The sequence below is a fragment of the Promicromonospora aerolata genome (assembly GCF_042682255.1).
In the GTDB taxonomy this organism is placed as follows: domain Bacteria; phylum Actinomycetota; class Actinomycetes; order Actinomycetales; family Cellulomonadaceae; genus Promicromonospora; species Promicromonospora aerolata.
In genome coordinates this window covers 611,741-631,094 of sequence record NZ_JBHUHF010000001.1, presented here as the reverse complement: position 1 = coordinate 631,094, position 19,354 = coordinate 611,741, and the positions used below count along the sequence as shown (strand labels likewise).

Sequence of the window (19,354 nt, the reverse complement as noted above, 5' to 3'; positions counted from 1 at the left end):
CCCGTCGCCTCCGGACGGATCAGTCGCGCTCGAGCTGCTTCTCGAACGGCTCCTCACGAGGGCCGCGCTTGACCTGCTCGTCGGCCCGGACCTCCCAGAACGTCGCGTTCTCGATCCCGATCTTCCGCGGGTCGAACTGCGGGTCCAGGCCCTGCCGCTTCTGCTCACGGTAGTCCTTGAGCACCTTCAGGGCAGGGCCCTGGAGGAACAGGATGCCGATGATGTTCAGCCAGGCCATCGAGCCCACACCGATGTCGCCGAGGCCCCAGGCCGCGCCGGCGGTCGTCACGGCGCCGTACGCCACCGAGACCAGGACCAGCGCCTGCAGCACCCGCTGCATGGCCCGCGCCGCGAGCCGGTTCGTCATCTTGCGGGTGAGGTAGTTCAGGTTCGTCTCGGCCATGTAGTAGTACGCCACGATCGTGGTGAACACGAAGAACGAGAGGGCGATGGCGATGAACGTCGGGCCGGCACCGGGGAACACCGAGTCCAGGCCCTGCTGCACGAAGCCCGGGCCGGGCTCGACCTCGGTGCTCAGACCGCCGTGTCCCTCGTGGATCACGTCGTTCGGCCAGGACTCGCCCGAGAAGGTGTTGAACATGCCGGTCGAGATGATGATGAACGCGGTCGCGGAGCAGACGAACAGCGTGTCGACGTACACCGCGAAGGACTGCGCGAAGCCCTGCTTGGCCGGGTGCGACACCTCGGCGGCGGCAGCGGCGTGCGGCCCGGTGCCCTGGCCGGCCTCGTTGGAGTAGATGCCCCGCTGCACGCCCCACTTGACGGCGAGTCCGAGGATCGCCCCGAACACCGGCTGGGCGCCGAAGGCGCTGCCGAAGATCAGCGAGAACACCCGGGGGATGTCGCTGAAGTTCAGGAAGAACACGACGATCGCGATGAGGACGTAGAGCAGAGCCATCGTGGGCACCACGACCACGGTGAAGTGCGCGATGCGCTTGACTCCGCCGATGACGATGAAGGCCAGCAGGATCACCAGGCCGATGGCCGTGACCCAGGTGGGGATGCCCCACGCGTTGTTGATCGCGGAGGCCATGCCGTTCGCCTGCACGCCCGGCAGGAAGAAGCTCATCGCGAGGATGGTGACGACCGCGAAGAGGATGCCGTAGATCAGTGACAGGCGACGGGCTTTGTGCTTGTACGCCTTCTCGAAGTAGTAGGCCGGGCCACCGCGGTACTCACCGGTGTCCGGGTCCCGCTCCTTGTAGATCTGGCCGAGGGTGCTCTCGACGAACGAGGTCGCGGCCCCGAGGAACGCGGACGTCCACATCCAGAACACGGCGCCGGGCCCACCGAAGGCGATCGCCGTGGCGACGCCGCCGATGTTGCCCATCCCCACGCGACCCGCGAGCGACATCATCAGCGACTGGAAGGACGAGGTGCCGTCCTCGGACTCCTTGCCCCTCTTGAGCTGGTTGAGCATGTCGGGAAGGTGCCGGATCTGGAGGAATCCGGTGCGGAGGGAGAAGTACAGACCGGCGAGCAGGCAAAGAGCGATCAGCGGGATCGACCAGATCAGCTCGTTCGCGGTGCCGATGCTATCGGCGAAGTTCATGATTACTCCTGGGTGGGACTATTCGGACACACACACCGGCGAACACCGGCGCGTCCGCGGCGATAGACGGCGCGAGTGGCGTCCTTGGCAACAAGCGACCTGAGAGTTAGGTCACGGACCAGCAATGGCGGCACACTAGCGGGTCACCCGGGCAGGAGCGCCAATCCGCGGCCGCTCGGGTGCCGTGTCGTCCACGTGAGAGGCTCTTCGCAGCTCCTGCCGCGTGCCTGCTCAAGGGGTTGCAACGAGAAGCGGGTCCCCCCGATCGGAGGCAGAGTTGAAGAGCCCTGACATGTCCCGCGGCGCCCGTCTGGCCGCCCACGGAACCGTCTCCACCGCGCTGTCGCTGTGCAGCGATCGCAGACTGCACGAGCTGGTCGACGCTGCCGCACCGATCGGTACCGGCATCGGCGGGAAGACCGTCCTGCTGGAGGTCGAGGGAACCTCGGTGTTCGTCAAGCAGGTGCGCCTCACCGATCTGGAGCGACGTCCGGAGAACGTCCGCTCCACGGCGAACCTGTTCGAGCTGCCGATCTTCTGCCACCACGGGGTCGGCACCATCGGCGGCCCCGGGTTCGGAGCCTGGCGGGAGCTCGCCGTGCAGGTCATGACGACGAACTGGGTGCTCGCGGGAGACCACGAGGGGTTCCCGCTGATGTACCACTGGCGGATGCTGCCGGATGGCGGCCAGCCGCTTCCCGAGGAGCTGGCCGACGTGGAGCGCGCCGTCGCCTACTGGGGCGGCGGACCGGGAGTACGCCGCCGGATCGAGGCGCTGCAACACTCCTCGGCGAGCCTCCTGCTCTTCCTGGAGTACATCCCGCAGAACCTGCACGACTGGCTGGGCGACCAGGTCGCGGCCGGTGGTGCCGTCGCCGAGCAGGCCTGCGCCATGGTGGACGACGAGCTGAGAACCGGCATCTCGTTCATGAACGCCCGCGGGCTCCTGCACTTCGACGCCCACTTCGAGAACATCCTGACCGACGGCCGGCGGCTCTACTTCGCCGACTACGGTCTCGCGATCTCCACGCGCTTCGAGCTCAGCCAGCCGGAGGCCGCCTTCTTCGACCAGCACGACAGCTACGACCGGAGCTACGCCGTCACGCACCTGGTGAACTGGCTCGCCGTCGCTCTGTACGGGTACCGACCGGAAGAACGCCAGGCGTTCGTGCGGGCCTGCGCCCAGGGCGTGCCCCCGGATGACGCTCCCGCGGGGATCGCGGCGCTACTGGTCCGCCACGCGCCGGTCGCCGCGGTGCTGGGCGACTTCTACCGCCGGTTCCAGCGGGAGGGCCGAGCGGAGCCCTACCCGCTCGAGGCGGTCCGCCGGATCGAACGAGGTCATTGACGGACACCAGCGCCGATAACTAGCCTCCGGTTGGTTGGTGCGGCGCTCGCGCGCGGGCCGGCCCCTTGGCCCCGGACGAAGGAGTTCCGCCATGCGCACGCCGATCACCCGCCGTACCCTGCTCGTCTCCGGTGCCACTGTGGGCGCCTCCGCCCTGCTCGGCGTACCGGCCGCGAGCGCCGGCGCCCGCGAGCAGGGCGATGCTCTGGTGACGCCGGTCGCCGAGGTGCTCGACGGTGGTGAGCAGGTGACGTCGCTCGTCGTCTCCTCCCCCGCGCTGAGCCGGGTGGAGCGGTCGTCGCTCACCGCGTCGACGTTCGCCGTGCGGGTCACCGCCACCAACCCGCTCAGTGGCGAGGTGGCCTACGAGCTCGACCGCCTGGTGACGGCGGCGGGCTGGACGCGCCGTGGTGCGATCCGCCTGGAGCTCGAGCACGGGTGGGGCGTCGACGGTGGCGGCACCCTGCAGTACCTGGGTGAGCACGGTCGCAACGTGGTCCTGGATCTGGATCATGCGATCACGCAGCTGGAGCCGCTGCGTGGCAGTGGTGGGTCGGGCGAGGTCGTGCTCGGCTCGTTCCGGCAGGGGCGGGTGTCCGATGCGGAGGTCGACGCGTTCACGCGCCACGCGACGGCGTCGGGCCTGAACTACCGTTTGTTCTCTCCGGCGGGCGGTGGCGGACGCGACGGTGCGGCGCTCGTCGTCTGGCTGCATGGCGGCGGTGAGGGCGGCCTGCGGACCGGCGGGTACGACTACTACGACAACGAGACGCAGCTGCGCGCCAACCGGGGTGCCCTCGGCTTCGCCACGCCGGAGGCGCAGGACCTGTTCGGTGGCGCGTACGTGCTCGCGCCGCAGGCGACCTCGGCCTGGATGCTCGACGGCGACGGCTTCGCTCCGCTCGTCCTGGAGGCGATCGAGGAGGTCGTCGCGACGCACCGGATCGACGTGGACCGGATCCACGTCGTGGGCTGCTCGAACGGCGGGTACATGTCGCTGAAGATGGTCGCCGAGCATCCCGGGACGTTCGCGACGTCCGTGCCGATCTGCTGCGGGATCGGCGCGCGCGACGGCTCCGGGCGCTACTTCATCTCCGACGACGAGCTCGCGGCGATGACGACGCCGACGTGGCTGGTGGCGGCGGCGAACGACACGACCCTGGATGCCGAGGCGAACACCGTCCATGCCCATGAGCGGATCGACGGCTCGATCATGAGCCTGTACGACGACGTCACCTGGGGCGGGAACACCTTCCCCGGGCACTGGTCGTGGATCTACGTGGCGCGCAACGACCCGCACCACGACGGTGTGCGCATCTGGGAGTGGATGGCTGCCACGCGGCGCTGATCCGCGCGGTCGCCTGCCGCGGCGGTCAGCCCGCTCGTCCGGCGGGTGGCCGCGGTTCGGCGTCCTGCACGAGCCGCATCGACACGAGCTCGCTGAACCCGGCTCGCTTGGCGTAGCGCACCGTGCGGCGCTTGTGCACGGCGAACCCGAGCTTCGTGTAGAGGGCGAGGGCGGGCACGTTGGTGTCCTTGATGTCCTCGAGCACGTACTCGCGGTACCCGGGCTGTGCCAGCAGGTGCCGCAGCAGCGCGGTGCCGACCCCGCGGCCCTGGTAGGCCGGTTCGGTGGCGACGAAGCCGATCTCGGCGCGCCCGGGCCGTGCGTCGTCCGAGGCGCCCATGAACCAGCTCCGGATCACCAGGTATCCCAGCAGCCCGCGCACGAGCCCGAGGTGGCGGCGGAGCTCCGGCCAGCGTGGTGCGAACAGCTGCTGGTCGCCTTCCGTGAGCGAGGCGAGGCCTGCGGGCTCGCCGTCCACGAGGACGATGTAGAACCGTTCGAGCAGCAGCATGTGCTCGAACGCGTCGGCCAGCTTGTCGGTGTCGCGCGAGAACGCGACGAAGTCCTCCGCGAAGCTGCGGACGTAGACCTCGGTGATGCGGCGCCGGTATCCCTCGCCGAGCACGTCGCCCCGTTCAACCACGTACATCGTCCCTACCCGTCCCGTCGGCTCCGCCGGACCGCGCCCGCGTCGGCCCGACCCTAGCCGACGCCCGTCTCACCGGGCTTCGGGCGGCTCCTCCGGGCGGCGGTCCAGGAGCCCTCGTACGGTCGTGGTGACGACGGCGGCGACGTCGTCGGTCCGGATGCGTCCGGCGCGGTTCTCCTCGGCGGCGCCGTGCAGCACGTAGTGCACGACGTTCACCAGCCAGCCGATGGGCAGGTCGGTGCGGAACACGCCTTCCCGCTGACCGCGGCGGATGAGCTCCTCGATCCGTTCGCCGGGGTTCGCGTGGAGGTCACGGATGCGCCCGGCGGGCAGCACGCCCTGCGCGGCGGCGAGCAGCGCCGCCGACTCCGCGACCAGCGCCCAGCTCGAGGCCAGCAGCCGGCCGAGGGCGTCGCGGGCCGCACCGCTGAGGTCGACGGCGGAGAGCGTCTCCTCACCGGCGCGCAGCGCGTCGACGAGGGCCGCCTCCACGAGCTCCGCGCGGGTCCGGAAGTGGCCGTAGAGCGTCATCCGGCCCACTCCGGCGGCCGCCGCGATGGCGTCGATGGTCGCGTCGGGGTCCTCGCTGAGGCTGGTGCGTGCCGCGGACACGATGCGGGTGATGCTGCGCTCGGCGTCGGCTCGTCTGCGCGGGCGGGTCTCGGCACTCATGCCCCCAGTTTATCTCGTACGGGAATATACGGGTTATGGTCGCTCTTGTAGCTCGTACATCGACATACGAATTAGCCTACGGAGGACGGCGATGACAACGAACGAGACCCGCGCGGCAGCCGAGCGGCAGGCGGCGGGGCATCCCTTGCGCTGGCGGATCCTGGGGTTCCTCGGGGTGGCCCAGCTCATGCTCATCCTCGACGTCACCGTCGTGGCCATCGCCCTGCCGAACATCGAGACGGACCTGGGCCTGAGCCGGGCGGCGCTGGCCTGGATGGTGAGCGCGTACACGCTGACGTTCGGCGGCCTGATGCTCCTGGGCGGGCGGCTCGCCGACCTCGTCGGGGCCAAGCGGGTGGTCCTCGCCGGACTGGTGATCTTCACGGCGGCGTCGCTGCTGACCGGGCTCGCCGACTCCTCGGCCCTGCTGCTCGGTGGCCGTGTCGCCCAGGGCGTCGGCGCCGCGCTGCTGTCGCCGGCGGCACTGTCGCTCGTCGTGACCCTGTTCGACGGCGAGGAGCGGAACAAGGCGCTCGGGGTGTGGTCCGCGCTCGGCGGCGGTGGCGCCGCCCTCGGCCTGCTCGTCGGCGGGCTGCTCGTCGCCGGCCCCGGCTGGCCCTGGGTCTTCTACGTCAACGTGCCGATCGGCGTCGTGATCGTCGTCGCCCTCGCCCTCCTGGTGCCCGACCGGCGCGGGACCGTGCCGGGCGCCCGGCTGGACGTGCTCGGCGCGCTGCTGGTCACGGCATCGTCGGGCACCCTGATCTACGCCCTCATCAACGCCGGTGAGGACGGGTGGCTGGCCCCGACCACCGGGTGGTTCGTGCTCCTGGCGGCGGTGGGCTACGTGGCCTTCGTCCTCTGGCAGCGGTCGGCACGTTCCCCGCTGATGGACGTCGCACTGCTGGCCCGCCGCCCCGTCGCGACCGGCACCTTCCTCATCCTGATGGCGACGGTGCTGATGATCGCGGTGTTCTTCCTCGGCACCTTCTACTTCCAGCACGCCCGCGGCTACGGCGCGCTGCAGACCGGGCTGCTGTTCCTGCCGGTCGCTCTCGCGACGATGCTCGGCGCCAACCTGACGGGCCGGGCCATCGCCCGGCTGGGGGCGCGCACCCTGGCCGTCGCCGGCCTGCTGACCGCGGCGGCCGGCCTGGCCCTGCCAGCCCTCTGGCTGAACCCCGTCGCCGTGACGGTGGGTGTGGCCGTCGCGGGAGCGGGCACCGGGGCACTGTTCGTCGTCGCCTCGGCGACGGCCCTCGGCCAGGTCGCCCCGCACGAGGCCGGCGTGGCCTCCGGCCTCGTGAGCACCTTCCACGAGTTCGGCGCCTCCATCGGGGCCGCTGTCGTGTCCAGCGTCGCGGCCGCCAGCCTGGTGGGCGACACGCTCACGGGATTCACCAACGGATTCGTCGTGATCGCGGCCGCGGCGGGCGGCAGCGCCCTGGTCGCTGCCCTGCTGACGCCGGGCCGTCCCCGGCCGGCCCGCTGAGGCCGCTGCCCCGGGCGACCACTGGGCGTCGGACGAGGTTTGCCGTGGCGTGACGAGGAGGACAGCCCGGGTTCATCACCAGGCGGCAGCCTGATCGCGGACCGGCCGGAGGGCCGGTCCGCGATCAGGACAGGAGAATTCTGTGAAATCGACTGCCAACCGATCGACCACCCACCGGCTCCGGACGCTCGGGCTGACCGGCGGAGGGCTCGCGCTCCTCCTCACCGGCACGCTGCTGCCGGCCGCCACGGCGTCGCCCGGCACCGGCCAGGGCACCGCCCCGTGGGCCGAGTCGGCCTACCGCGGCGCCGTGGACGTGGTCACCGGGCCCGACGAGGACCAGGAGACCATCGACGGTGTCGTGTTCGTCGACCGTGACCAGGACTCCGAGCAGGACCGCGACGAGCGCGGCCTGGGTGGTGTGACCGTCACGAACGGCCAGGACGTCACGACGACGGACCGCCGGGGCCGCTACGAGCTCCCCGCGTTCGACAACATGACGGTCTCCGTCACCCAGCCGCGTGGCTACCAGGTCCCGGTCGACAGCGACAACGTCGCGCAGTTCTTCTACCACCACCTGCCCGAGGGCTCTCCCGAGCTGCGCTACGGCGGCCTCGAGCCGACCGGACCCCTGCCGGACGAGGTCAACTTCCCGCTCGCCACCAGCAAGATCACCGGGTCGGCGAAGCAGCACTGCCTCATCGGCGGCGACATCCAGACGTACGACCAGGACGAGGTGGAGTACGCCCGCAACGGGGCGTTCACGGACCTCGCCGCCCGCACCGACTACACCGGCTGCGGCGCCCTCTTCATCGGCGACGTCGTGGGCGACGACCTGTCGCTGTACCCGCAGACGCGTGAGCTCGTGAGCATGCTCAACGGGCCGGCCCGGTTCCTGCCCGGCAACCACGACCTCGACTTCGACGCCGAGAGCAGCGAGCACACGTTCGACACCTTCCGGGCGAAGCTGGGGCCGGAGTACTACTCGTACGACGTCGGCAAGGCGCACGTGGTCGCGCTGAACACCGTCGAGTACGCCTCGGGCACCTCGTACACCGGCTCGCTCGACGAGCGTCAGCTCGAGTGGCTGCGCAACGACCTCGCGCAGGTGCCGCAGGACCGCCTGGTCGTCATCGCGGCGCACATCCCGCTCCTCGACTACGCCGACCAGGGCAGCAGCAGGCACCAGGTCGCCCAGGTCAAGGAGATCTACGAGCTCCTGGATGGCCGGGAGGCCATCGCCCTGGGCGGGCACACGCACAGCATCGAGAACCTGCGCGCGGGCGACAGCCTGCAGGGCTGGTCCGACGTGCTCGGCGTCGACGAGCTGCCGTTCACCCACATCACGGCGGGCGCGATCTCCGGGGACTGGTACTCGGGCACGGTGCTGCCGGCCGGCTACCCGGCCGCACTGCAGCGTGACGGGGGCCAGCCCGGCGTCCTGACCCTGGACATCACGGGCACCCAGGTCCAGGAGCGCTTCACCGTCCGCGGCGAGGACGACGCGCACCAGCTCGCCCTCGGCGTGAACACGCCCCGCTACCGCGAGTGGTTCGCGGCGAACCGCTCCGCCGTCGGCTCGGCGCCGGAGTACACCGACCCGCTCGTCGTGTCGCGGACCGACCTGGCGGACACCACCTGGCTGACCACCAACTTCTGGATGGGCAGCACAGGCTCGACCGTCACGGCGACGCTCGACGGTGGCGCGGCCGTCGAGGCTGTGCGCACGCAGCCCATGCAGGGCGAGGCGCAGAAGGTCGGCGCCGAGTGGTCCGACCCCGTCGCGGTGCAGCAGCAGCTGGTGCACGGCGGCAGCGTCGCCGAGCGCTCCATGCACCTGTGGCGCCTCGAGCTGCCGGCGGACCTCGCCGTCGGCACGCACACGGCGGAGGTCACGGCCACCGACGTGCACGGGCGGGAGTTCACGGAGACGCTGACGTTCGAGGTCACCGGCTGACCCAGGCCGAGCGGCGTAGCCACGGGCCGGCGCTGCCACGACGGGACTCCCGCCGTGGCAGCGCCGGCCGCGTCGTCGCCCGTGGCCGAAACGGATTGAGCGCCGGGCCCGGCGGTGCCACAGTGGCTTCCGGGAGGTACTACATGTCCGCAGCGCTCGCCGTCGAGGCACGAGGCCTCGTCAAGCACTTCACCAGCCGCAAGTCCGTCACCCGAGCGGTCGACGGCATCGACCTCTCGATCGCCGAGGGCAGCGTCTTCGGTCTGCTCGGCCCCAACGGCGCGGGCAAGACCACCGTGGTGCGCATGCTCGCCACCCTGCTGCGGCCCGACGCCGGCACTGCCTCCGTGCTCGGGCACGACGTGGTGCGGGACGCCGACGCGGTGCGCTCCGCAGTCGGCCTCACGGGCCAGTACGCCTCTGTGGACGAGGACCTGACCGGCACCGAGAACCTACTCATGCTCGCCCGCCTGTACGGGTTCGCGCCCGCCGCCGCGCGGCGACGCGTCGAGGGCCTGCTGGAGGCGTTCGACCTCGCCGACGCCGGGTCCCGGCAGGTCAAGACCTACTCCGGCGGCATGCACCGGCGCATCGACCTCGCCGCCTCCCTGGTGCTCGCCCCCCGCGTGCTGTTCCTGGACGAGCCGACCACCGGCCTCGACCCGCGCAGCCGCAACCAGGTGTGGGACATCGTGCGCGTGCTCGTGGACGACGGCGCCACCGTGCTGCTCACCACGCAGTACCTCGACGAGGCGGACCAGCTCGCGGACCGCATCGCCGTCGTCGACCACGGGCGCACCATCGCCGAGGGGACCGCGAGCGAGCTCAAGCGCTCGGTCGGCGAGGGGGCCGTGCACCTGCGCGTCGCCGAGGTGGCCGACCGGGCACGGGCGGCCGAGATCACCGAGCGGGTGCTCGGCGCCGAGGTCACCTTCGACTCGGACCCGCACGCCATCGCGGCGCGCGTGCCCGACGACGGGGCCGACGCCGTGCCCGGCCTGCTCCCTGCCCTGACCGAGGCCGGGATCAACGTGCCCGAGTTCAGCCTGGGCCAGCCGAGCCTCGACGAGGTGTTCCTCGCCCTCACCGGCCAGCCCCTGCCCGACGACGAGGCGCCGGACGAGGCCGCCGACCCGCGGGAGACCACGGAGGTGACCCGATGACCGCGACCCTGCGTGACGCCGTCGCCCTGACCGAGCGGCCCTCCCGGCCCTCGCCCGTGTCGACCACGCTGACGTTCGGCTGGCGCGCACTGCTGAAGATCAAGCACGTGCCGGAGCAGCTGTTCGACGTGCTGGTCTCCCCCATCATCTTCACGCTGATGTTCACGTACCTGTTCGGCGGGGCGCTGGCCGGCTCCACGCAGGCGTACATCCAGTTCCTGCTGCCCGGCATCCTCGTGCAGACCATCCTGTTCGTGACGATCTACACCGGCTACACGCTCAACACCGATATCTCCAAGGGGGTCTTCGACCGGTTCCGCTCGCTGCCCATCTGGCGACCGTCACCGGTGGTGGGCGCGCTGCTGGGCGACACCGTGCGCTACACGATCGCCTCGGTCATCACCGTTGCGCTGGGCCTGCTGCTCGGGTTCCGGCCCGACGGCGGCTTCCTGGGCGTGCTGCTCGGGGTGCTGCTCCTGCTGGTGTTCGCGTTCGCCCTGAGCTGGACCTTCATCATCCTCGGGCTGCTCGTCCGCTCGCCCAACGCGGTGATGGGGGTGTCCATGATGGTGCTCATGCCGCTCACGTTCGCCTCGAACGTCTTCGTGGACCCGGCCACCATGCCGTCCGGCCTGCGGGCGTTCGTGAACGTGAACCCCGTGAGCCACCTGGTCACCGCGGAGCGCAGCCTGATGGCGGGCAGCCCTGACACGACGGAGATCGTCTGGGTGCTGATCGCCTCGGTGGTCCTGACCGCGGTGCTCGGCCCCATCGCGATGCGGATCTACCGCAACAAGACCTGAGGGGTCTGGCCGCGAGCCCACCGACGCCCCTACACTGACGACCGCGTGGTTGAAACGTTGCAATGGTGCTGACCTGCTCAACCGGACGAGCTCAACCGGACGATCAATGACGATCGCATTCGCCTGGAGGCGTCATGACCCTGGACCGCAGACTGTTCCTCAAGACCGCCGGCGTCGCGTCCGGCGCCGTCGCCCTACCCGTCGGAAGTGCGGCCGCGGCGGCGGCCCCGCCCGGCGGGCCCGGCGGCGTCGGCGCCGTGCGGTTGGCCGACCCGCTCGTCGAGAAGAAGACGAGCCCGCTCGGGATCGACGTCGACCGTCCGCGGTTCTCGTGGACCGTCGAGTCGCACCGGCGGGGCGTCGAGCAGGAGTCCTACCGGCTGCGGGTCAGCACCCGCGGCCCGCGCCCGCGCCAGGTGTGGGACAGCGGCGTCGTTCCGTCGCGCGAGTCGGCGAACGTGGAGTACGACGGTCCCCCGCTGCGTGCCGCCACCGACTACACCTGGCAGGTGGACGTGGCGACGACGCACGGGACCAGCACCACCACGTCGGACTTCCGCACCGGGCTGTACGACGAGAGCGACTGGGCAGGCGCCGCCTGGATCGGCAACGAGCGCCGCTCCGACCAGGTGACCGACCTGACCTTCGACGGCGCGTCGTGGATCTGGCTGGCCGAGGGCGAGCTGCCCGACCAGGACCGCGCGTTCCGGCTCACGCAGGCCGCCCCGGAGGGCACGTCCGCCACGCGGGCCGAGGTCCTCATCACCGCCGACGACTCCTTCACGCTCTGGGTGGACGGCGCCGAGCTCGGCGGGACCGAGCCCGTCGACAACGGTTGGCAAGGATCTCGCTTCTACGAGGCGGACGTGTCCGGGAGCGCGACGGTCGTCGCCGTGCGCGGGACGAACGACGCGGTCAGCGCGGGGGCGGTGCTCGCCGTCGTACGCGTGACGTACTCGGACGGGACGACGTCGACGCGCACGTCCGGGAGCGCCTGGAAGGCCGCGACCGAGTTCCCGGCGGACTTCGCCCGCCCGGACCTCGACGACTCCGGCTGGGACCAGGCCGCCGAGCTCGCGCCCTACGGCTCCGGGCCCTGGGGCCGAGGAGTACGGCCGCCGACGCGAGACCCGCTGCCGGCGCCGCTGCTCCGCAAGGAGCTGGAGATCGGGCCGCTCCTGGAGCGGGCGACGCTCTACCTGGCTGCCGGCGGGTACGCGAAGGTCTCGCTGAACGGCAGGGCGGCCGACGACCACGTGCTCTCGCCCGGGTTCACCGACTACGACGACACCGTCCAGTACACCGCGGTCGACCTCACGCGCCGGCTGCGGCGGGGGCGCAACGCGCTGGGCATCGAGCTGGGCCGCGGCTTCTACGGGATGACCGGCGGAAACGTGTGGCGCTGGGAGGCGCCACCGTGGCACGACGAGCCGGTGGTGCGTGCGGTGCTGCACCTGCGGTACGCCGGGGGCGTCGAGCGCGTCGTCACCGACGACTCATGGCACGTCCACGACGGGCCGACGGTGTTCGACGACCTCTACGGCGGCGAGGCGTACGACGCGCGCCGGACCCTGCCCGGCTGGGACACGGTCGGGTTCGACGACGGCGGGTGGGCAGGCGCCACCGTGGCGCCCGGTCCGCAGGGCGTCCTCGTCAACCAGCGCCAGCAGCCGATCAAGCTGATGGAGTCGCTGCCGGCCGTCGCGGTCGCCGAACCGGAGCCGGGCGTCTACGTGGTGAAGTTCCCCCGGGTGATCGCAGGCTGGGTGCGCTACACGGCGACCGGACCGGCCGGGGCGACCATCCGGGCGGCGCACGGCGAGAAGCTCACCGCCGACGGACGCGTCAACATGAGCAACAACGGCGGGTTCCAGGCCGGGTTCCAGACCGACCGCTTCACGCTCGCCGGGGCCTCGGCGGGTGGGTCACCGGTACCCGAGACGTGGGAACCGAGCTTCTCCTACAAGGGCTTCCAGTACCTCGAGGTCACCGGGTGGCCGCAGGACGGCCCGCCGCCCCTGACGGCATTCACCGCGCAGGTGGTGCACACGGCCGCCGCGGAGACCGGGAGGTTCGACAGCTCCAGCGAGATCATGAACCGGACCCACCGGGCGGTCGTGGACACGCTCAAGAACAACATCCACGGCATCCCGACCGACACGCCGATGTTCGAGAAGAACGGCTGGACCGGCGACGCCGCCGTCGGCGCGGAGATGTTCCTGGTCAACCTCGACGTGCACGAGCTGTTCGCCAAGTGGCTGCGCGACGTGCACGAGACGCGGGACGCCCAGGGCCGGCCGCTGGTCATCGCGCCCAGCTCGGGTGACTGGGGCGAGTGGGGCGTGTGCCCGCCGTGGCACGCGGCCTACGTGATGATCCCGTGGTGGCTCTACCAGTACGGCGGGGACAAGCGGGTGCTGGCCGAGTGCTACGACGGCATGAAGCGGTACGTCGACCTGGAGTTCGACCGGTCCCAGGGCGGCATCGTCCCTGACGCGCGGCTCGGCGACTGGGTCAGCCCCGAGGCGAGCCCCGCGGGTGGCAACGCGCCCGAGGACCTCCGGGTCTCGGCCACCGCCTTCCTCTACGCCATGACCACCTCCATGCGACGCAGCGCCGGGTTCCTCGGCAAGGCCGCCGACGTCGAGCACTTCGCCCGGAACGCCGCCACGATCAGGTCCGCGTTCAACGAGACCTTCCTCGACCGCGGAGCCGGGCACTACCGCGGCGACGGGGACCGCGGGTACCGGCAGACGCACAACGTGCTGGCCGTGGCCTTCGGGCTCGTGCCCGACACCGCGACGACGCAGCGGGTGGTCGACAGCATCGTCGCGGACGTGCGCGCCAAGGGCACCACGCTCAACACGGGTGTGCTCGGCACCAAGTGGCTGCTGCCGGTGCTGACCCGGCACGGCCACGCCGACGTCGCCTACGAGCTCGCCGTGCAGACGGCCTACCCGAGCTGGGGCTACATGATCGAGAACGGGGCCACCTCCATGTGGGAGCACTGGTCGCTGGAGGCGCGGTCCTACGGCCACTACTTCCTCGGCACGGTGGACGACTGGTTCTACCAGCACGTCGCGGGCATCCAGGCGTCGGCGGAGACCGGCTACCGGGACGTCACCATCGCCCCGGCGGTCACCGAGCACCTGGACCGGGCCGAGGCCTCGGTCCGGACGCCGTACGGGACGGTGGCCAGCGAGTGGCGGCGCACGGGCGACCGGCTCCGGCTCACGGTGACGATTCCCGTCGGCGCGACGGCGACGGTGCGCCTGCCCACGAGCGATCCCGGCACGGTCACCGAGCAGGGTCGTCCGGTGGCGGACGCGGAGGGCGTCGCGGACGTGTCCGTCGAGGACGGGTCCGTCCTGGTGCGGGTCGGGTCCGGTCGGTACGCGTTCGTCGCGTAGCACCGCCCGGCCAGGGCGCTCCCGCCCGGGCAGGACGTTCCGGCGGCGCACGACCGGCGCCGGGCGGCGGAGGGACGAGAGCCCTCCGCCGCCCGGCGCGGCCCGGGCCTCACCGGCCGACGGCGTACGCCCTGATCACGGTCTCGGTGACCTGCGAACCGGCGGCGTCGCGCGCCTCGGCCCGCAGCGAGACGTGCTCGGTCCCCCGCGGCACCCGCACGGTCGCCGTGAACCCGTCCGTACCGCCCGCCTCGCCGTCCGCCGTGACGTCCACCGGCGTCCAGTTCTCGCCGTCGTCGGCGGACGCCCACAGCCGCAGCTCCTCCACCGCGGAGGGTGTGGAGCCGCCCTGGTGGGTGGCCGACAGGTGGAGCACCTCACGGCGGTCCCCGCGGTTGTGACCGTCGACGGACAGCCCGTAGTCGAGCTGCAGCAGCGGCAGCACCGTGCGGTCGTCCGAGAACGCCGAGGTGAACTCCCACTCGGTCGACACGCGGGTGGACAGCTCCCACCACGGCGTGGAGCGCGCGACGTCGGACCGCAGCCGGTACCGCGTCGGCTCGTCCGGCAGCCCGAAGTGCCAGCCGAACGTGTCGTCGTTGTCGAGCACCAGCTCGTCGTCCTGCCACAGCCGCATCCGCACGTCGGCCTCCTCCACCCAGGGCAGGGCGACGGGCATCGAGTGCCCGGCGTCGTCGACCCAGAGCGGCAGCTCGAAGGAGAACGTGTCCCAGTCGCGGACGGCGGACGCCATGCCGAACTCCCCGTAGCCGCCGACGCCCGGCGGCGTGAACCCGCCGTGGTGCGCCTGGGCGAGCCAGACGTCGCTCGCCGTGTCGCCGGGCCGGTACTCGCGGATCTCGGACTCGAACGCACTGGCCAGCCAGGTGTCGGTGTGCCGCGGCATCACCTGGTGGTACCAGCGGACACCCTCCGCGGCGGTCACGTACTCGGTGCGCTGCACGGGCGCGGTCAGCTCGCTGTCGAGGCCGAAGACCCCCTGCCGCCCGTCCCGCACGATCACGGGCGTGACCTCGACCTGACCGTCCGCCCCGACCGCGCGGTACTCCATGTCGAGCGTCGCGAGGTTGCTCGGGCCGGCACGCAGGGTGAGGTCCTCGTCCGGGACCTGCCCCTCCCGTTCGACGACGGTGTCGACGCTGTAGGCCGCCTGGTCCCGCCCGAGGATCCGCAGCCGCACCGAGCGGTTCTCGAGCTCGCGCCGCAACCGGTCGCCGGTGTTCCGGTCGGTGGCGAGCACCGGGATGCCCACGTCCTCGACCGTGCCCGGGACCGTGCCGAGCCCGGCGCTGCGGACCAGCAGCCCCGCGGCACCGGCAGCCTCGGCGGCGGCCGCCTGCGCCGCCACGTCGCCCTGGTCCACGAGGGCGAAGCGGCCGCGTACCCGCGCGTCGGCGAGCTCCCCGGCGGTCCCGTCGCCGGCGTCGACCAGGCGCGCGCGGTCCCGGCCGGTCACGGACTCCGACCCCGGCACCGTGGTCGCCGGCACGTCGCCGACGCCTCGGCTCGCGGTGACCTGGAGCACGGGCTGGCGCTGCTGCGTCAGGGAGACGAGCTCGAACTCGACCCCGTCGCCCACCTGCTCGGTGGGCAGGGCGTAGAAGTCCGGCGCGACGACGTCGTCGACGTATCCGTCGTAGGTGGCGCTGATGGTGCTGTTGTACTCGCCGTCGACAAGACGGTAGAGGAGGAGCTTCTTGCCGGTGTCGTCCGTCTCTCGGTGGGTGGTGACGTCGAGCGGCCGGGCGCCGCGCGCGTCGAGCTCGATCGTCAGGTCCTCGGCCACCTCTACCAGCGGGTCGGCGACCGCCGTGACGGCGGTGGGCCAGGGCGAGCCCTGGTCGCGTGCCTCGAAGAACCCGGCGAGGTAGTACGCGCCGGGGTCGAGCCGCACCGTGGCCACGCCGTCGGTGAACTCGGGCTCGACCCACAGCTCGTCCCAGGGTTCGGCCGCGTTCTGCAGCACCAGGTGGTCGTCGCCCGTCGCCGGTGACCCGTCGACGTCGGTGGCCCGGATGGTCAGGTCGTACTTCTCGCTCTCGTTGACGAACCCGACGGCGGTGCGTACCTGGTCGCCGTCGCCCGACCGGGCCACGAGTGCGCCCCCGTATGCGCCCGGGGCGACACGAGTGGGGTCGAGGGTGAGGTCGACGCTCGCCGTGCCGCCGGCGGGGACCGTGAGGCGGGTCGCCGAGGTGGTCACCGTGCCGTCCGGGACCACGTCGTCCGCCTCGTCGCGCACCACGAGGCTCAGGTCGAGCTCCAGGGCGGTGTCGCCCGGGTTGCGGTAGGTGACGGTGCTGGTCATCGGGTCGGCCTGGTCCTGCGGGTAGGGCGTGATGCCGAACGAGAGGGACGGCGGGTCGGAGGTGACGGTCTGGCGCAGGGCGCGCGGGATCCATACCCGGCCGGTGCCCTCCTGCCAGACCGAGTTCGGCTGCGGGTGCTGCGTGGACGCCATGAGCACGTCCTTGAGCTCCTGTCCCGTGAGGTCCGGCCGGGCTGACTGCAGCACGGCGGCGGCGCCGGCGGCGTGCGGCGCCGCCATCGAGGTGCCGCTGGCCGCGACGTGCAGGTCGTCGACCGGCTCGTCGAGCGTCGTGCCGGCTGCCCGTGCCGCCACGATCCCGACGCCCGGCGCCGCGATGTCGGGCTTCAGGGCGCCGTCGGCCCGGGGGCCGACGCTGGAGAAGTCGGCGACCCGGTCGTCGTCCCCCACGGCCGCGACCGTGAGGGCGCTCGACGCCGTGCCGAGCGTCGGGATGGTGCCGTGCTCCGGCCCCTCGTTACCGGCGGCGGCGACGGCGAGCAGCCCGTACTGCTCGCTCAGGGCGTCCACGGCGAGCGACGCCGGGTCGGTGCCGTCGGTGTAGCTGCCGGGCACGCCGAGGGACAGGTTCAGGATGTCGGCGCCCTCCTCGGCCGCCCATTCCATGCCGTCGATCACCCACGACGTGTCGCCGCCGTCGGGTGTGAGCACCTGCGCGTCCAGCAGCCGCGCCCCGGGCGCCACGCCGCGGTTCACGCCGTCCGACGCCTCGCCGGAGCCGGCGATGATCGAGGCCACGTGGGTGCCGTGCCCGACGGCGTCCGTCGTGGTGCCCGGGGTGTCGTCGGAGCCGGTGAAGTCGCGCGCGGCCGCGACCACGCCCTCGTCCAGGTCGGGGTGGGTGGCGTCGACGCCGGTGTCCACGACACCGACCGTCACGCCCTCGCCGGTGTGCCCGGCGTCCCACGCCTGCGGCGCACCGATCTGCGGCATCGAGTCGGCGTCCTGCGGCTCGACCCGCCGGTCCAGCCAGACCTTGGCGATCCCGGCGTCCGACGGCGCCGACCTCGTGGTCGGGCCGCCACGCGCGCCCAGCGCGCCGAGCAGCGCCCACGACGACGCCGGCTCGCCGGGGCTCGCGGTGGTCTCCAGGTCACCGGCCACGGCCCCGATGGACTCGAGCGTGTGCTCCGGGTCGAGCCCGAGCGCGCTCCAGTCCGGCGGCCGGTCCGCCCGCGCCGTGGCGCGGCCGCGCGACTGCACGATGACCGGCAGGTCTCCCGTGCGTCCGTCGGCCACGAGCCGCTTGACGTCGAACAGGGCGCGGTCGAGCTTCTCCGGTACCAGCGGGAGCACGTCGGTCGGGATGACCAGGTGGCGCTCCTCGCCGGCGACCTGGTGGAACGCCACCGGCGCGCCACCGGGACGTTCGGCGGGCAGTACCCGGACCAGATCCTGGCCGTCGCGCTCGGTCACGGCCACCCGGTCGCCCGTGACGAGGGTGACCACCGTGGTGGTGGGCCGCTCCCGCGGCGCAGCCCGCTCCGGCGCGACGTCCCCGGGTGCGAGTGCAGCGGCCGACGTCGCCACGAGTGCTGCGGCCGACGCGGCGGCGACGGCGATCCTGCTGACGGGCCGGTGGCCTGGGCCGACCGCCCGACGTCCACGAGCGTTCATCACGGTGCCCCGTTCTTCGATGGGATGGCGTCATGGGGAGTGACGCTCCGGGGAACCGATCCGTTGGGACGAGGGCGGGGTGAGATGGTCCTGGCCGCTACGCGGGCGTCCGGGCGCCGCGATAGGCGGCCAGCACGGTCGCTGACGCTCCCCCGGTGTGCAGGTACCGGGAGTCGAGCACCTCGGCGAGGCCGGCCAGGGCCGCGTCGAGCAGTGCCCCGGCGTGCCGCACGCTCGCCGATCCGGACTCCCGAGCCGCCGCGGAGAGCTCCAGGGCGTACGGGGCCGTCGCGGCCAGGGAGGTGCTGGCGTGCGGGTCGACGAAGTAGTAGGTGATCTCGTACTGCATGAGGTCGACGCGTACCTGGTCGATATCCCCTGCCAGATCGCGGAGGATCGGCGCCACCGCGCCGGCCTCCATCCGGTCCAGGACGTCCGCCGTCCGCGTCCGGCGGAGACCGTGGACGCGCAGCGCCACGGCGCGGCGTCGGGCCAGCGCCGGGTAGACCTGCAGGATCCACGAGACACCCGCGGAGAGCAGCACGAAACCGATCAGCCCCTCGACGGGCGTCGCCAGCCGCAGCCACCAGGCCGTGGGCACCACGTCACCGAAGCCCAGCGTGGTCAGCGTGACGACCGAGACGTAGAAGGCGTCGACCACGTCGTGGCGCTCCGCCGGCTCGAGGCCGGTGCCGTAGGAGAACCCGGTCTCCAGGTGCGGCCAGTAGACCAGTGCCCACCCGGTGACGGTGAGCCCCACCCAGACCATCGCCACCGCCGCCATCGCCGCCGGCCCGCTCAGCCGGACGGCACGCGACCCGAGGCGGCGGCAGACCTGCCACGTCAGGCCCGCCACCACCGTGCTGAGCCGGCCCCGTCCGCTCGGGTGCAGCAGCGTGTGGAACAGGTCCCGCAGCGCCAGGAGCACGAGGAGGACCCCGGCCCCGGTCGCCACGACGGTCACGACGGTCC

At 72.2% G+C, this 19,354-nt stretch carries 12 protein-coding genes; 7 read left to right on the top strand and 5 right to left on the bottom strand.

Annotated elements, in window-relative coordinates; genetic code table 11:
- Nucleotides 1-19: 19 nt before the first annotated feature.
- Nucleotides 20-1,573, bottom strand: a complete 1,554-nt coding sequence (locus ACFSL2_RS02765; protein WP_377196364.1) for an alanine/glycine:cation symporter family protein — start codon at nt 1,571-1,573, stop codon at nt 20-22.
- Between the two features lie 292 nt (nt 1,574-1,865).
- Between ACFSL2_RS02765 and ACFSL2_RS02760 the strand changes: the two genes are divergently transcribed.
- Nucleotides 1,866-2,921, top strand: a complete 1,056-nt coding sequence (locus ACFSL2_RS02760) for a protein kinase family protein (RefSeq protein ID WP_377196363.1) — start codon at nt 1,866-1,868, stop codon at nt 2,919-2,921.
- 91 nt (nt 2,922-3,012) lie between these two features.
- Nucleotides 3,013-4,269, top strand: coding sequence for a prolyl oligopeptidase family serine peptidase (locus ACFSL2_RS02755; RefSeq protein ID WP_377196362.1), 1,257 nt, complete (start codon nt 3,013-3,015; stop codon nt 4,267-4,269).
- 25 nt (nt 4,270-4,294) lie between these two features.
- Here the strand turns inward: ACFSL2_RS02755 and ACFSL2_RS02750 are convergent, their stop codons facing one another.
- Nucleotides 4,295-4,918 carry a GNAT family N-acetyltransferase gene (locus tag ACFSL2_RS02750; protein WP_377196361.1) on the bottom strand — a complete coding sequence of 208 codons (624 nt, stop codon included), beginning with the start codon at nt 4,916-4,918 and terminating at the stop codon, nt 4,295-4,297.
- Between the two features lie 69 nt (nt 4,919-4,987).
- Nucleotides 4,988-5,590 (bottom strand): TetR/AcrR family transcriptional regulator, encoded by a 603-nt coding sequence (locus ACFSL2_RS02745; protein ID WP_377196360.1) that lies wholly within the window; start codon nt 5,588-5,590, stop codon nt 4,988-4,990.
- 91 nt (nt 5,591-5,681) lie between these two features.
- On the opposite strand from ACFSL2_RS02745, the gene ACFSL2_RS02740 reads away from it, so the two are divergent.
- The 5 genes from ACFSL2_RS02740 (at nt 5,682) to ACFSL2_RS02720 (ending at nt 14,415) form a co-directional block, all read left to right on the top strand.
- Entirely contained in the window at nt 5,682-7,082 is a 1,401-nt protein-coding gene (locus ACFSL2_RS02740) for an MFS transporter (protein ID WP_377196359.1), read from the top strand.
- A gap of 142 nt (nt 7,083-7,224) precedes the next feature.
- Entirely contained in the window at nt 7,225-9,039 is a 1,815-nt protein-coding gene (locus ACFSL2_RS02735) for a calcineurin-like phosphoesterase C-terminal domain-containing protein (RefSeq protein WP_377196358.1), read from the top strand.
- Nucleotides 9,040-9,182: 143 nt separating this feature from the next.
- Nucleotides 9,183-10,202 (top strand): ATP-binding cassette domain-containing protein, encoded by a 1,020-nt coding sequence (locus ACFSL2_RS02730; protein WP_377196357.1) that lies wholly within the window; start codon nt 9,183-9,185, stop codon nt 10,200-10,202.
- The gene (locus tag ACFSL2_RS02725; protein ID WP_377196356.1) at nt 10,199-11,005 is read left to right on the top strand and encodes an ABC transporter permease; all 807 of its coding nucleotides are present in this window, start codon (nt 10,199-10,201) and stop codon (nt 11,003-11,005) included. The genes ACFSL2_RS02730 and ACFSL2_RS02725 overlap by 4 nt, the downstream gene beginning before the upstream one ends.
- 134 nt (nt 11,006-11,139) lie before the next feature.
- Nucleotides 11,140-14,415, top strand: a complete 3,276-nt coding sequence (locus tag ACFSL2_RS02720; RefSeq protein WP_377196355.1) for a family 78 glycoside hydrolase catalytic domain — start codon at nt 11,140-11,142, stop codon at nt 14,413-14,415.
- A gap of 109 nt (nt 14,416-14,524) precedes the next feature.
- Here the strand turns inward: ACFSL2_RS02720 and ACFSL2_RS02715 are convergent, their stop codons facing one another.
- Nucleotides 14,525-18,382, bottom strand: coding sequence for a S8 family serine peptidase (locus ACFSL2_RS02715; protein ID WP_377196354.1), 3,858 nt, complete (start codon nt 18,380-18,382; stop codon nt 14,525-14,527).
- Nucleotides 18,383-18,479: 97 nt separating this feature from the next.
- Nucleotides 18,480-19,346 (bottom strand): potassium channel family protein, encoded by an 867-nt coding sequence (locus ACFSL2_RS02710; RefSeq protein WP_377196353.1) that lies wholly within the window; start codon nt 19,344-19,346, stop codon nt 18,480-18,482.
- Nucleotides 19,347-19,354: the final 8 nt, after the last annotated feature.

Excerpts from the sequence above, each read along its gene's own strand:
- ACFSL2_RS02755 (WP_377196362.1), top strand. The coding sequence starts at position 3,013 with ATGCGCACGCCGATCACCCGCCGTACCCTGCTCGTCTCCGGTGCCACT.
- ACFSL2_RS02740 (WP_377196359.1), top strand. The coding sequence starts at position 5,682 with ATGACAACGAACGAGACCCGCGCGGCAGCCGAGCGGCAGGCGGCGGGG.
- ACFSL2_RS02725 (WP_377196356.1), top strand. The coding sequence starts at position 10,199 with ATGACCGCGACCCTGCGTGACGCCGTCGCCCTGACCGAGCGGCCCTCC.
- ACFSL2_RS02750 (WP_377196361.1), bottom strand. The coding sequence starts at position 4,918 with ATGTACGTGGTTGAACGGGGCGACGTGCTCGGCGAGGGATACCGGCGC.
- ACFSL2_RS02745 (WP_377196360.1), bottom strand. The coding sequence starts at position 5,590 with ATGAGTGCCGAGACCCGCCCGCGCAGACGAGCCGACGCCGAGCGCAGC.
- ACFSL2_RS02760 (WP_377196363.1), top strand. The coding sequence starts at position 1,866 with ATGTCCCGCGGCGCCCGTCTGGCCGCCCACGGAACCGTCTCCACCGCG.
- ACFSL2_RS02720 (WP_377196355.1), top strand. The coding sequence starts at position 11,140 with ATGACCCTGGACCGCAGACTGTTCCTCAAGACCGCCGGCGTCGCGTCC.
- ACFSL2_RS02730 (WP_377196357.1), top strand. The coding sequence starts at position 9,183 with ATGTCCGCAGCGCTCGCCGTCGAGGCACGAGGCCTCGTCAAGCACTTC.
- ACFSL2_RS02765 (WP_377196364.1), bottom strand. The coding sequence starts at position 1,573 with ATGAACTTCGCCGATAGCATCGGCACCGCGAACGAGCTGATCTGGTCG.
- ACFSL2_RS02715 (WP_377196354.1), bottom strand. The coding sequence starts at position 18,382 with ATGAACGCTCGTGGACGTCGGGCGGTCGGCCCAGGCCACCGGCCCGTC.